Source organism: Mesorhizobium sp. P2_D6 (assembly GCF_056404315.1).
Genome location: NZ_JBFUEG010000057.1, coordinates 1 through 4395 on the forward strand (window position 1 = coordinate 1; position 4395 = coordinate 4395).

At 58.9% G+C, this 4395-nt stretch carries 4 protein-coding genes and 2 pseudogenes; 3 read left to right on the forward strand and 3 right to left on the reverse strand.

The annotated features are described in order from the left end of the window. Positions 1-72: 72 nt before the first annotated feature. Together AC1D1L_RS33405 and AC1D1L_RS33410 are read left to right on the forward strand one after the other, a co-directional pair. Entirely contained in the window at positions 73-297 is a 225-nt protein-coding gene (locus AC1D1L_RS33405; RefSeq protein WP_477345759.1) for a hypothetical protein, read from the forward strand. A gap of 49 nt (positions 298-346) precedes the next feature. Continuing rightward, a complete protein-coding gene (locus tag AC1D1L_RS33410; RefSeq protein WP_477345761.1) occupies positions 347-1462 on the forward strand; it encodes an IS630 family transposase in 1116 nt (371 codons plus the stop codon). A gap of 16 nt (positions 1463-1478) precedes the next feature. Here the strand turns inward: AC1D1L_RS33410 and AC1D1L_RS33415 are convergent, their stop codons facing one another. After that, positions 1479-2708 (reverse strand): ATP-grasp domain-containing protein, encoded by a 1230-nt coding sequence (locus AC1D1L_RS33415; RefSeq protein ID WP_477345763.1) that lies wholly within the window; start codon positions 2706-2708, stop codon positions 1479-1481. A 217-nt stretch (positions 2709-2925) separates the two neighbouring features. After that, positions 2926-3450: pseudogene (locus AC1D1L_RS33420) on the reverse strand (IS30 family transposase); the annotation flags it as partial. Positions 3451-3566: 116 nt separating this feature from the next. Between AC1D1L_RS33420 and AC1D1L_RS33425 the strand changes: the two are divergent. Then, a pseudogene (locus AC1D1L_RS33425) lies at positions 3567-4058 on the forward strand (transposase family protein); the annotation flags it as partial. A 121-nt stretch (positions 4059-4179) separates the two neighbouring features. Here AC1D1L_RS33425 and AC1D1L_RS33430 read toward each other — a convergent pair. Next, on the reverse strand, positions 4180-4395 hold a 216-nt coding region (locus AC1D1L_RS33430), incomplete at its 5' end, for a LexA family protein (protein ID WP_477345765.1).

Consider the following 4395-nt stretch of genomic DNA (forward strand, 5'->3'; position numbering starts at 1 on the left):
AGTACCGTTCCACAGAGATTATGACGGGTTGTTTTAGCGCAAGATAGGAAGCGCTTTCGGAGGAACCAGAAGTTGGATGCTTCGGGCAGCTCCGGGCACCCGTGTGATGAACCCGGCTTTTTCCAAGGTCAGCACCATCTGGTGGACGGTTGGAGCGGTGACGTCGAAATGGCGCCGCATGTCGGCTTCGGCCGGGGGCTGTTTGAAGATCCGGCTATAGGCGTAGATGAAGGCCAAATACTGGCCTTGAAGCTGCGTAAAGCGCGGCTGTGGCGCGGCTTGTCGTTCGCCAAGTGACTGACTCATTTCCGGATTCATCTGCGCCTACACGCTGAAGGAGGTGGAGGTGAGTATAAAGTTTTGTGTGGACCTTAGCCAATCGGAACGTGATCAACTTGACGCGCTGTTGAGCGGGGGGCGCCACGCGACGCGCAAAATAAGACGCGCGCAGATCCTCTTGGCCGCGAACGACGGCGTGAGCGACGAGGTGATCGCCGCAACCTTGAAGGTCTCAGCATCGACGATTTATCGGGCCCGGCGCCGCTTTGTGGAAGCGAACCTGGAGGGAGCGCTCACCGAGGAGCCGCGCCCCGGCGTTGAGCGCAAACTATCGAGCAAGGAGGAGGCGCTTTTGGTGGCGACCGCCTGCTCAAAGCCGCCACCGGGACGGGCCCGCTGGACCCTCGAACTCCTGGCCGATGAGATGGTCCGGCTCACCGACCATGAAGAGCTGTCTTCTGAGACTGTCCGCCGACGGCTGGCGGAGAACCATCTGAAGCCCTGGCGCAAAGACATGTGGTGCATCCCCAAGGTCGACGGGGAATACGTCGCCCGCATGGAGGATGTGCTCGATCTCTATGCCGAGGCGCCCAATYCCCAAAGACCTGTGGTCTGCTTCGACGAGAGCCCGACCCAACTCATCGGCGAGGTGCGTGAGCCCATTCCCGCCAAGCCGGGCCAGCTTGAGCGCTAYRAYTGCGAATATCGCCGCAACGGCACCGTCAATCTGTTCGTCTTCCTCGACGCCCACCGTCCCTGGCGCCGGGTGAAGGTCACCGACCGGCGCACCAACCAAGACTTCGCCGAGTGCATGCGCGAGCTGGTCGACGTCGACTATCCCGACGCCCCGATCATCCGGGTGGTGATGGACAACCTCTCCACCCACTCGGCTGGGGCGCTTTACGACGCCTTCCCCGCACCGGAGGCTCGCCGSGTGCTGAAGCGGCTTCAGTTCCACCACACCCCGAAACACGCCAGCTGGCTAAATATGGTGGAAATCGAAATCGGCGTCCTGCGCAGCCAATGCCTCGACCGCCGCATCGACGACAAGCAAACGATCCTCGCCGAGGTCGCCGCTTGGCAACAGCGGCGCAACGCCGARGGCGCTCAGATCCAGTGGATGTTCACCACCGAGAAGRCTCGCGAAAAACTCCGCAAAGCCTATCCCGTCAAGGAGTCATAATCTCTGTGGAACGGTACTAGTCGCCAAAAACCGGTAATGGTGTGATCGACCAATCGATTAAGTCGACGGCGCGCTGCACTATCGCCTCGGTCTCAGCACGGCTGGGTGAAGCGGCGATGACATGTCCGATAAAGTCTCGGGAATCGCCGTTCCTGACGATCGGCATGTTGGGTTTGACATACAATTTAACCTCGACGATTCCTGGCACACCAGCCGCCCCACGCTCGCCATCGATCCAATCGAGGATGCCATCGCGATCAGGAACCAGGATCCGCGCGGCTGCAGTCTGCGAATGCTTTGTTCGCAAATCCCATTCGTCGCCGATGACAAGCTTGATGTGCTCGGTGACGAGATCGACACCGCAAGCCAGCTGAACCAGCTGAGGAGTAGGCACGGCACCAAGGCGCGGATTGATCTCAATGACGACTGGGCCACGTTTCGTCCACCGGAATTCGATGTTCGCAGGCCCCCAGCCAAGGCCGAGAGCTCGCAAACAGCTCAGCGAAATACCGGCGATACGCGAATGCTCGTCATCAGTAAACGCCTCCGGGAACGTGAACTGACGAAGCACAAAATGCGGTGGGGGACCGAAGTCAGCTGCGGCAATCCCAATGACCTCATTTCCCATGGTTTCAATGCTATACTGGAAGCCTTGTGCGAATTCTTCGACCAGTATCCTCGGCGAAGACCACCATATGTGCTTCCCGCCCAACAGATAGGTCGTATGTTCGTCCAACTCATCGGCGTCGCGGCACAATCGGACACCGCAGCTGCCTGCGCCCACGGCTGGCTTAAGAACCACCGGCATGCCGATCTCGGCGGCAGAGCGTTCTACCTCCGCCGCATTCGCTGCCAAGCGATAAGCAGGTATTGGAACCCCGGCCTCCGCGAGGAGCTGACGTTGAGTGAACTTGTCGCAGCATCGTTCAATCGATGTAGGGTTCGGTCCCGGTAGATCGAAATGCCGACAGAGCTTGCCAACTGTGGCATAGACGTCCTCCAAGCTGCTTGTAATGCCAGCAATGTCATAGGTCTCACGCAGACGGAAACATTCACGGATCAGCGCATCGAGATTGCCTGTATCGACACGGATCGCCTCAATGCCCTCTGCCGCAAGATAGTCATGCCGAGAAGGATCAGCTGACAACATAATTGGATGAAGACCAAGGCGCTGGGCCGCTTGGACGTATAGCAGACCATTACCCGTTACACTGCCATCAACCAGGATTAGCGCTCTTCTTGCCATTGGCGTTGGTCTCCGTTGCGTTCTGTGCGGCGGTTGAGCTTAAAAAAAGGCAACAAAATTTCAGGGGTGCTTGAGGTCAAACTTTGCCGTAAAGTTACCACGGTCAGTAATCCGCGGTCGCAAGGATTCTGTAAATTTAGTTGAAGGACCTGTTGCGAGTTGATTAACTTTGTGTGGGGCGGATTTAAGCGGTCGTCGCAACACCGATTGTGTTCACTCATGGCAGCAACGCGTCAAGCGCCTCTGCCGGCGTTTTCCAGCCCAGCGTCTTTCTCGGTCGGAAATTGAGGTCTGCTGCCACGGCGGCGATCTCGTCGGCGCTGTGGATGCTCAGGTCTGTGCCTTTCGGGAAGTACTGGCGCAGCAGCCCGTTGGTGTTCTCGTTAGTGCCACGCTGCCATGGGCTTTGCGGGTCGCAGAAATAGAGTTAGACACCTGCGTCGATCTTGAGACGATCGTGCTGGCCATTTCCGCTCCCTGATCCCAGGTCAGCGAACGACGCAGTTCTTCGGGCAAAGTGATGATGGTGCCCGTGTCCCGCGAGCGCAGGTCCGTTCTTCGGAGCTTCGGTGCGCCGCAAGGCGGGAAGATGCAGCAGCATCGTGAAGCGCGTCGTGCGCTCGACCAGGGTGCCGATCGTCGGACTGCCAAGACCGAGGGTGAGGTCTCCCTCCCAATGTCCCAGTACCGCTCGATCGGCTGCTTCGGCGGGGCGTTGACTGATCATGATCCCCGGCGAGACAAAGCCCGCCGGAGCCGACAATGCGCCAAGAACGCACCGTCCAAGATGGGGTACTCGGCTTGCGCCTCACGTTGGCGATGGTGCATTGTGGTGCTGCGTTTCGAGCTGATGGTAGAATGTGGTCACTACACGGGAGCGCCACGACCACTCTCGCGGTCCGAGCTGCGATACAGCGATCGAAAGCTTCGATCCAAGAATAGAGCGAACGCTGCGACATAAACCCCAAGACGGTGACGAAGTGGAAGAAGCGCGACTACGTCACCGACACGCCGACGGGGCCGAAGAGGTGCCCTTGAGAGTGCCGTCAAAGGAAGAGGAAGCGCTGGTCGTCGCCTTCCGCAGGCATACGCGTCTGCCGTTCGATGATTGCCTCTATGCCCTCCAGGCCACGGTCCCACATCTCACCGTTCCAGTCTGCACCGGCTGTTTCAGCGCTTTGACATCAGCCGCATGCCAGGCTTCGAAGGCGCCACGTCGCGCAAGAAGTTCAAGGCTTGCCCGATCGGCTACTTCCATTTCGACAGTAGACCGGCGAAGGCAAGCTGCGGCTCTTCGCTCCCATCGACCGGACCTCCAAGTTCGCCCATGAGGTATTGAGAGAGCTGGCAAGATGGTGATGGCCTAGTTCGTGGCAACCTGATCGCGGCCTCGATCCCGCGCATCTCTATCCACAAACCTTGTGTCCTAAGCTGGACCAGTACCGTTCCACAGAGATTATGACGGGTTGTTTTAGCGCAAGATAGGAAGCGCTTTCGGAGGAACCAGAAGTTGGATGCTTCGGGCAGCTCCGGGCACCCGTGTGATGAACCCGGCTTTTTCCAAGGTCAGCACCATCTGGTGGACGGTTGGAGCGGTGACGTCGAAATGGCGCCGCATGTCGGCTTCGGCCGGGGGCTGTTTGAAGATCCGGCTATAGGCGTAGATGAAGGCCAAATACTGGCCTTG